General features: G+C 40.1%; 6 protein-coding genes. 3 read left to right on the top strand and 3 right to left on the bottom strand.

Going from position 1 to position 8008, the window contains the following annotated elements:
• The 3 genes from F6K52_RS27845 to F6K52_RS27835 all read left to right on the top strand — a co-directional run.
• A partial coding sequence (locus F6K52_RS27845) for an alanine-zipper protein (RefSeq protein ID WP_293086097.1) occupies window positions 1-364 on the top strand: 364 nt, incomplete at its 5' end.
• 232 nt (window positions 365-596) lie between these two features.
• Window positions 597-1277, top strand: a complete 681-nt coding sequence (locus F6K52_RS27840) for a Uma2 family endonuclease (RefSeq protein WP_293086094.1) — start codon at window positions 597-599, stop codon at window positions 1275-1277.
• A 484-nt stretch (window positions 1278-1761) separates the two neighbouring features.
• Window positions 1762-2610, top strand: coding sequence for an enoyl-CoA hydratase/isomerase family protein (locus tag F6K52_RS27835; protein ID WP_293086091.1), 849 nt, complete (start codon window positions 1762-1764; stop codon window positions 2608-2610).
• Between the two features lie 243 nt (window positions 2611-2853).
• Here F6K52_RS27835 and F6K52_RS27830 read toward each other — a convergent pair whose 3' ends face one another.
• The 3 genes from F6K52_RS27830 to F6K52_RS27820 form a co-directional block, all read right to left on the bottom strand.
• On the bottom strand, window positions 2854-4170 hold the full coding sequence (locus F6K52_RS27830; RefSeq protein ID WP_293086088.1) for an ARC6/PARC6 family protein: 1317 nt from the start codon (window positions 4168-4170) through the stop codon (window positions 2854-2856).
• Window positions 4171-4374: 204 nt separating this feature from the next.
• The gene (locus tag F6K52_RS27825; RefSeq protein ID WP_293086084.1) at window positions 4375-7542 is read right to left on the bottom strand and encodes a hypothetical protein; all 3168 of its coding nucleotides are present in this window, start codon (window positions 7540-7542) and stop codon (window positions 4375-4377) included.
• A gap of 44 nt (window positions 7543-7586) precedes the next feature.
• The coding region (locus F6K52_RS27820) for a hypothetical protein (RefSeq protein WP_293086081.1) at window positions 7587-8008 on the bottom strand (422 nt) is incomplete at its 5' end.

The following is an 8008-nucleotide window of genomic DNA, read 5'->3' as shown; positions in this document are numbered from 1 at the left end:
CGGATTTAGATTGCACAATGGCGTCTATCAGCCTTTAACTGAAGATGAACAAGGACGACTAATTAGCGAAAGATTAGAATTAGCCTTAGTTCGTTGGCAAGGGGTTTATAAAAATGTCGATACGACTTGGTTACGTTGGGCTACTTTAGAGGGAATTGTGCTACCTACTGCTGAAGAAATAGCAGTGCAAGCTCAAGAAGAAGCAGCCCAAGCTCAACAACAAGCTACTCAAGCTCAACAACAAGCTACCCAAGCTCAACAACAAGCTACCCAAGCTCAACAACAAGCTACCCAAGCTCAACAACGAGCTGAACAACTGGCTGCTCGTTTACGAGCTATGGGTGTGGATCCTGATCAAGTTTGAAGCGATCGCATAAGCGCGGAAGCTGAGGCCGTAGGCCACGCTACGGGAACGCTTCATCGCATAAGGGATTGGTGTAAGGATTTAGCGGTCAGCGGTCAGCCACTGGCCAACTGCTGACCGCTGATAGCTGATATAGCAATCCATATTAGTTATTTTATTCCCTATTCCCTACTCCCTACTCCCTACTCCCTGCTCCCTATTATTCATTATCAGCTCAGGTAAACGTTTTACAATGATTCAACAGCTACAGCCAACTACTGATGATAGTTTTTATCCCGAAAGTGACGGCAAACCTTTGGCGGACAATACCCTTCAATTTGAACTAATTACTACCATTAAGTCTGGCCTAGACCTTAGATTTAAAGATGACCCCAATGTGTTTGTAGCAGGGGATTTGTTGTGGTATCCAGTAGAAGGACAACCAAAAATTAACCAAGCACCAGATGTGATGGTGGTGATCGGTAGACCGAAAGGGCATCGGCGTTCTTACAAAACCTGGGTTGAAGATAACATTAATCCCCAGGTGGTTTTTGAAATAGCCTCACACACAAACACTATCAAGGAATTAGAAGATGATAAACTCAAGTTTTACCAGAACCATGAGGTAGAAGAGTACTATCTCTATGATCCAAATCGGACAACACTAAAAGGCTGGTTGCGTTCAGGAAAAACCTTAGAAGCAATCTCCCAGATGCTTGGTTGGGTTAGTCCCCGTTTAGGAATTACCTTTGAGTTAGTAGAGTCGGAATTGGTACTGTATTATCCTAATGGTGAGCCCTTCGCGAGCTATTTGGAAATTGTTGAACTCAAAGAGCAAGCAGAGAAAGCTTTAGAGCAAGAAAGAAGTCGTATGCAATCATTACTGGAACAATTAAGAGCGAAAGGGATAGATCCAGAAGATTTTGACCTTTGACTATAGTGTTTATATAGCAATTCTACGACTTGTGAGGTACAAATTTCTGGTTTAAAGGGAGCAGGGAGCAGGGAGCAGGGAGCAGGGAGCAGGGAGCAGGGAAGAGGGAAGAGGGAAGAGAGAAGAGGGAAGAGAGAAGAGGGAAGAGGTAAAAAATAATGTGTACCTCATGAGTCCTAGAAACGCTATATCTGGCTTGTAAAGTCAAGGATATTTCAAGGGTTTGAGGCTCCTAATTGTTAGAGGGTTTAATTGGTACAGTTCTTAGAGTGATTTCTTGCATGGTTGCGGCTCAAACCCCTTGTTCAACAGACTCAACCAGACGATGGGTTAAGTATTCTTTAGCCGAGGTGCGATACTAATTCAGCTATGTTATGATTCAGACTGTCTTAAAGCGGCTCATGAGCTTCAGCAGAGTGATCCTGTGATCGGCAAGAATGCCCTCGAAGGACTCTAACATTAACCAACACCAGGAGCAATACAAATGAACTATGAAGGGTTTACAACATTTAACGCTGAAGTTAATGATGGGATTATCACTGTCACCTTTGATTATCCACCTGTGAACGTTCAGGGGCTGCCAATGCTTGCTGACCTGAATATGTTAGCTCAGAAATTGGAAGCTGACAGGGATATAAAAGTTGTGGTTTTCCAATCAGCGCATCCTGAGATTTTCGTGTGCCATGCTGATACTAATTTCCTGAAAGATATGTCAGGCAAAGCCGTTTCACGGGACGAGGTGAAGTTGTTAGATCTACAGGTAGTGCTAGAGCGAATCAGCAAACTTCCTCAGGCGACCATTGCCAAAATCGAAGGCTTTGCCAGAGGTGGAGGCCATGAGTTTGCCCTTGCTTGCGATATGCGTTTCGCAGCTCGCGGTAAAGCTAAATTCATGCAAATGGAAGTTGGTATGGGCATCCTACCTTGCGGTGGTGGTGCATCCCGTATGGCGCGCCAAGTCGGTCTTGGTCGTGCCCTAGAGATTGTTCTGGGTGCCCGTGATTTTGATGCTGATGAAGCCGAAAGGGTTGGTACGATCAACCGTGCCTTGGATCCCGAAGAGATCGGACCTTTTGTTGAAGATCTTGCCAAACGTATTGCCCTTTGGCCGTCCGAGTCGATCAATGCGACTAAACAGGCCGTTTATGAGTCTATCGATGTGTCAATTCAAGAAGCGCTCAGGGCTGAAGCTTATTGGTTGTATCAAGCAACCAGCCAAACTCCTGCCCTTAAGCGCTTCAAGTGGGCAGATGAACAAGGTGCACAGTTTGATATGGATAATCAGCGCTCCTGGCCGGATATGCTGGTCAAAGTTCAGGACGTAAAAGAATAATTGTCCAAGACGGTATCTATCACTAACATTCTGGCGGGGGCGCATGCTCCCACCTGTTATGGATCAATGATGAATGGAAAGAATGGAAAACTGCAATTGACTTTGGGCAAACCGCCGTAACAAGTACCGAAGAGCCAAGCTTTTTTAATTCCCAGAGGGCGATGCATCTAGCAACTGGCTTTCTAATCAATAACTTGGTTAGATATCACCGGTCGCACCAGTATCAATCAGTAGCGTTGCTGACTATTTTTCCGGGAAGTACTCAAAAATCTTGTACTCTGCTATCTTCCATTCTCCCTGTTCCTGTTGAAGGGTGTAGCGAATTACGCTGGTATCAAAGGCAGTGTTTTTATCCCTACTGGGTTTACCATTGACGTAGAGAGTACGATCTTCACTGATCGTTACTTCAATGGTGGCGCGATCGCCACTAGGAACAAATGTATTAACGCTATCAATACTTTGGACGCCATAGGTATAGTGAGCGTTATTGTTCTCTAGCCAATCCACGGAACTTTCTATATTATCAGTTCTTGTGATGTTATCCCTGTAGGCTTTGCCTGTAAGTACCTTGCTTCCTAGTTGCCGATTGAAGGGAGGAGCAAAGATTTCACGTTTGGCCTTTTGCCACCTGCGAATCACGTTGACAGCGTCTTGCTCAGACAACGAGGATTCTGGGGGAGTCTTAGGCTCACTATTAATACCCAATCCAGTTATCATAGGCCAATTACAAAAATTTTCTAAATTTTCTCTGGGCAAAAACTTTGTGTCTTTTTGACTATAGCCATTGTAAAGCGGATTTAAGATAATTACACTCGGTCCACTAGGTGGGTTACTAGGTGGTAATGGTTGCTTCTGCTGAGCATCTGAGCCATCAGGTGGAGATCTTGGTGGCTCAGATGCCTGTGGACCGGGGGTTTTGCTGCTGGTTCTGGGAATTATTAGCCCTATTAGAATAAATACACCAATGATGCCACCTGTAATTGCTGGTTTTTGCCATTCTTTAAACCCTGTAAGTGCCGTAATTCGAGCTAATACTGCAACAGCAGTAGGGGTGGGGGAAGAGACTTCTATGGTATCTTCAGCAGAGGAACTGACAGGATCTTCAGAAGGCTCTTGAGAGGAGTTAATGTTTTCTCGATTTGGTGGCGTGGAGGAATCGGTTTTTCTGGTATCTTTTGGAGAGAAACTGACAGACTCTTGAGAATACTCTTGAGAGGAGTTATTGTTTTCTCTATTTGGTGGGGTGGAGGAATAGGCTTTTCTGGTATCTTCAGGAGAGGAACTGAAAGACTCTTGATAAGACTCTTCTGAGGAGTTAACTTTTTGTTCATTTCGTGAATAAAGTATGAGTGTGTCATTCGGCTGAATACCTGCCTCCTGAAACGTCAAATTATCATCTACTTCTTGGTTAGTTCTTTCCAAAAAAAATTTGCACTTTGGCTTTTCTGGTAATCCTAAAAGCATCTTTAGTGCTTCACGATATTTGCTTAACCTTGAATTAGGTACAACCTTACGAGTCTCCTCAGCACTACCGTCATAGTTTCTAAAAATTACTTCCATTTTGCCTATTTAAGACTTTCGATACTGTTTACCAGTGGGGTGCATCTCCTAAAAGCTGTTTGACCTGGTAGTGCGTTACGGGGAGCAACCTAACCCTGGGGAAGAGGGGAAATATGAAAGCTCCCTAACGCAGCCTAAGCAATATTGTCTAACAAAACTTAATGGATACGGCCTCTTTCCGCTGATCCCTGCTCCCTTTGGCCACTATATAATCTCGTCCTCTTGATTGATAATCCTTGGCTCACCACTAAAATCAGGCTCCTGATTTTTTTCACTGGATGGTAGACTCATCTGCTCTTCAAAATCGAGAGCGCTTTTTCTCTTATCTCGTGTAGGTTCTAATCTATTGATACTGTTGCCAGCATCCTCTAGAGAAAAACTTGGAATTTCGTTCTCTAAACGATTTATTTTTTCATTCAAATCGTCGATTTCATCTTGGTCAACATCTGAATTGGCAATAATTTTTGCTCTTTGTTCGTAGAGTTTATTAAGTTCCTCAGACTGAGCTTGATTCCGTCTTGAGTACATTCTTAATTGCTGCTGACTCTCCTTGTCTATGGCTTCAATTTTAGCTAATTCTTTATCTAAGTTTGCCCTTTGTAATTTGGCCTTAGCTTCATAAAAAGACTTTTCTTCTTGAGTGCGACTACGAGATAGATTTGTGATTTTAATTTCTAGACCATATTGCTCAATCACACTTTCCCTTGCCCACTGATTGATGTAGCTCTCCATAGTAGACAAATGTTCGAAGTCTGTATATCTGAGTAATTCACTCTTAGCAGTTTCTAACTTAGCTGTGATACTATTTTCAATTGAAATTTTTATCTTATTTATTCCAGGGTATTCATTTTTTATAGCGTCAATTATTTGATGTATTTTATCAAGTTTATTTCTATTATTTCCTACATCGCCGGATTTAATGAGGTTAGAGTATTCATTTTTGAGTGCCTCATGTTCTTCCCATAATTTTTCCTTGGGTTGTCGCATTGATGGAAATGCTAATTGAAATGTATACCAGCTATTTGGCTCAATCCCTAAAATTTTGAAATCCCCCTGAAACGTAACAGGTTCGCCACCCGTTAAAGAAAGTACTTCACATTCAAAAGAGCCTACCTCCCCCATTAATTTGTTCACATAATCCATAATCTCGGTTTGTTCAGTAATAGGATCAACTCTAATAATTTGTGCTCCAAATTGCTCTTCTAAAGCTTGCGTAATTTCATCTTTCAGTTCTTGTTCAACGGATTTTTCACCACTTTTAGGATCAAAGAAACGCATATAGAATCTTTCGGGGTCAATAGTGCGTATAATTACCCTGGTAGTCCTGTTAATCGTTTCTTTGATTAACTCTTTAATGTCATCAACGGTTTTATTAAGATAATCTTCAATTTTTTTTAGGCTAATAAATTTAAGATCAACAGTCGTACTTATGGTAACTTTTATACTAGCCAAATTAGTAGAAAATTCTGATGTATCATCTTTTATTTCTAATTTTTCTAATAGTTGACTATGCTCCTGCTTGGGAACAGAGACAATGTGTTTAATTCGATAACCAATAGATTCAGCTTCAATTTGCATTGCTTGCCGAATCGCTTCAGCTTCTTGACTAAAATCGCACAATATATCTGCATAATTTTTATCAAGTAGTAACGGTTTAACAATTTTTTCTAGCTTGGTCTCTACCCAACCCTGCAAGTTAGGAGATTGTGCAGAAATATATCGTCTAAAATCTTGAGAAAGCATCTGGAGGTTATTTTCAACATATACCGAACCTGCATATTTTTGTACTTTGCACTCAACTCGATACTGTATTTCTACAAGCTCTTTAGGAAGTAAAGATGAAGAAACGGTTTTACTGTTGATAAATAAGTATCCAACTCTAAGACCTTGCTTATCCAGGATACTATTTAAGTGATTAACTAATTCGTGTCTAACCGTATCTTTCAATTCATAGTAAAACTTACTAATAGTAGTATTTTCCCGTAAGTATTTTTGTATTTCTCGTTTAGTAAGGTTGGTTAGAAAGTTCCAACAGTCATAATCCAGATTCGATGTCGCTTTTACTTGATCATGAACAATTAGTTCAGTTTCAACCTCAAGGTCTAATAGATTATCAGAATCTTTAACGTATACGGGGATTTCTTTCAGTCCAATTTTTACAGGTTCGAGCTGTTTCCTATTCTTTAGAGACAATCTGACATCAAGGTTTAGACCAATCTCCTCTGCCGCTTTTGTTTTTAACTCATTCTGTAACCACTCTACTTGACTATAGTAATTATCTATGAATTCAGCAGCTCGCTCATCCGTTAGTTGAAACACCCATCTTTTTATTCTTTTATCAAATTCATAACCAGGAGAGTTATCGCCACAAAGAGCTTGGGCAACCTGGTTTTCTTTCCCAGGGAGGCAACTAGCACGATACGCTACAGAGATAGGGAGTTTACGGTCTTTAGCAAAATCGGTCACCTCTACGGTAATTTCTGTCGGTTCAATTTTGATAGGTTCCAGCTGTTTACTATTCTCTACAGACAGTCTGACATCAAGGTTTAGACCAATCTCCTCTGCCGCTTTTGTTTTTAACTCAGTCTGTAACCACTTTACTTGACTATAGTAATTATCGATGAATTCAGCAGCTCGCTCATCCGTTAGTTGAAAAACCCATCCTTTTATTATTTTATCAAATTCATCACCAGGAGAGTTATCGCCACAAAGAGCTTGGGCAACCTGGTTTTCTTTCCCAGGGAGGCAACTAGCACGATACGCTACAGAGATAGGGAGTTTACGGTCTTTAGCAAAATCGGTCACCTCTACGGTAATTTCTGTCGGTTCAATTTTTATAGGTTCTAGCTGTTTACTATTCTCTACAGACAATCTGACATCAAGCTTTAGCCCAATCTCCTCTGCCGCTTTTGTTTTTAACTCAGTCTGTAACCACTCTACTTTAGTATAGTAATTATCTATGAATTCCGTAGCTCGCTCATCCGTTAGTTGAAACACCCATCTTTTTATTCTTTTATCAAGTTCATCACCAGGAGAATTATCGCCACAAAGAGCTAGGGCAACCTGCTCCTCCTTCCCAGAGGGACAACTAGCGCGATAATCTAGCGAGATACCAAGTTTACGGTTTCTGGCAAAGTCTGTCACTTCAATAAGAAGATCCCTAGATTCAGCAAAACTTGAGGCATTATTAGTGTTATAAACTAGGTAATATACAATATTATTTCCACTAAAAATAGGAATACGACTCAAAAAACATTTTTTCTTTTGATCAAAAATAATGACTATTTCATCAGAATTAGCTTTATATTTAGCCGATGCTTCTGCTTTGTCTATCTGACGAATAATTTGTTCTAAAGGATGTAGTTTTTCCATCTTAATCTCCAAATGTTAGTATTTATTAACCTACTTTAATCACTCTAAGATCTAGCATAAGAATGCTTCTTTTGCAGAGTATTAAACTTTTTTTTGACTTTTCTGACTATATTGCGGTTAATAGTTGCTTCTTTTCTAAGTTTTCTATTACCTTGTTTTTCCGCTTTTTGACTTTCTTCAAAATAATATTGTGCCAATAAAATCCAAGATTCTACCAGTTCTTTTTGTTGATAAATATCAGTACTAACAATAATTTTTTCCATTAACTTATCAAATACATCAGATGCTTCTGGGCTATGGTCTTTTTTATCCAATCCTGCCATAATAAGCAACTTATTATCTGGATTCAAAATTGTAAACCAATCTACAATTAATAAACTGATTAGTTCTATTACTTTAATATTTTTATTGATATACTTAAGACCAGGATGAAACAGCCAACTGACCAACATCTCTAACTTGTCAA

The sequence above is a fragment of the Moorena sp. SIO3H5 genome (assembly GCF_010692395.1).
Lineage (GTDB): Bacteria > Cyanobacteriota > Cyanobacteriia > Cyanobacteriales > Coleofasciculaceae > Moorena.
The sequence above is the reverse complement of the archived record's forward strand: the minus strand, read 5'-3'. Positions and strand labels throughout refer to the sequence as shown.

Bases quoted from the DNA above. Each gene is read 5' to 3' on its own strand.
- F6K52_RS27830 (WP_293086088.1), bottom strand. From the start codon at position 4,170: ATGGAAGTAATTTTTAGAAACTATGACGGTAGTGCTGAGGAGACTCGT.
- F6K52_RS27840 (WP_293086094.1), top strand. From the start codon at position 597: ATGATTCAACAGCTACAGCCAACTACTGATGATAGTTTTTATCCCGAA.
- F6K52_RS27835 (WP_293086091.1), top strand. From the start codon at position 1,762: ATGAACTATGAAGGGTTTACAACATTTAACGCTGAAGTTAATGATGGG.
- F6K52_RS27825 (WP_293086084.1), bottom strand. From the start codon at position 7,542: ATGGAAAAACTACATCCTTTAGAACAAATTATTCGTCAGATAGACAAA.